Origin of the sequence: Oerskovia turbata, from assembly GCF_000718325.1 — a bacterium.
Taxonomy (GTDB): Bacteria; Actinomycetota; Actinomycetes; order Actinomycetales; family Cellulomonadaceae; genus Oerskovia; species Oerskovia turbata.
In genome coordinates, this window is record NZ_JOFV01000034.1 from 1 (window position 1) to 1,128 (window position 1,128).

The 1,128-nt window shown below is 70.7% G+C and carries 1 protein-coding gene; it reads right to left on the bottom strand.

All coding sequences use genetic code 11. The features are described from left to right. Window positions 1–999, bottom strand: a 999-nt coding sequence (locus IE95_RS0118245) for a methyl-accepting chemotaxis protein (protein ID WP_157283452.1), incomplete at its 3' end; no start/stop codon positions are given. Window positions 1,000–1,128: the final 129 nt, after the last annotated feature.

The window sequence follows — 1,128 nt, forward strand, 5'->3', positions numbered from 1 at the left end:
CCGCACATTCTGAGAAACCTGCTCAGCAGCCGCAGCCACCACCCCCGACTGCGCCGCCGTCTCCTCCGACGACGCCGAGAACTGCGACGACACCCCCGCGAGCTGGTCCGTCCCGGTCGCGAACTTCCCGGCGGACTCGGCTAGCCGGCCGACCAGCACGCGGATGGTCGACACGCCGCTGTCCAGGGCGACGCCCGCGTCGCCGAGCTCGTCGGTCGCCGCCAGCCCGCAGGTCTGCGTGAGGTCACCCGCGCTGAGCGCCTCCGCCACGTCGCGCACTCGGTCGATGCGACCCACGAGGATGCGGTTCGTGCGTGCCGCCAGGAAAAGGGCCGCGACGAGCGCGGCCACGCCGGTACCGATCAGCACCACGATCGCCTGCGCCTGCGCCGTCTGCTGCTGCACGACGATCGCGTCCGCCCGCTCGCTCGACGTCGCCTGCGTCGCGTCGACGATGTCCAGGACCTGGCCGTACGCCGCTCCCGCGTCGCCACCGTTGATCGAGGTCATCGCCTCCTGCGCGCCTTCCGCGGTGCCGGACCGCAGCCAGGAGACGACCTGGTCGTCCCACTCGTAGAAGTTCTCCCAGGCGGGGACCAGCTGTTCGAACAGCTCCACGGACTCGGGGTCGTCGGCGTTGGCGCCGAGGTCGTCGAGCCAGGCCTCGACGGTCCGCCTCGACTCCTCCATGCCGAGCCTGTTGTAGGCGTCGTCGCCGAGGCCCGCCTCCACGCCGAAGATCACCGTGTCGGCCACGTACAGCGACTGCCAGCCTGTGGCATCGGCGATCAGGAACCGAGCCTCCTCCGCCGCCGTCCCGACACGCTGCGCCGCCAGGAGCTGCGTCGCGTACGACTTCTGCTGCACGACCGCCACGGCGCCCACGGCCGCTGCGACGATCACGAGGACGACGAGCACGGCGAAGGTCGTCCGGAGCCGACGAGCGACCGTGAAGCGTCGCGGACGATCAGGCGAGGGCGTGAGGCGGGCGGTAGTCATGGTGCGCTCTTCTCGTGGAAGCGAAGCGACGGGGCGTGGGTCAGTAGACGAACTTCGAGGCGTCGGCCTGCAGGTCGGCGCTCATCCGGGCGAGCTCGGCGATCGAGTCGTTCATCTGCTGGATCGCCT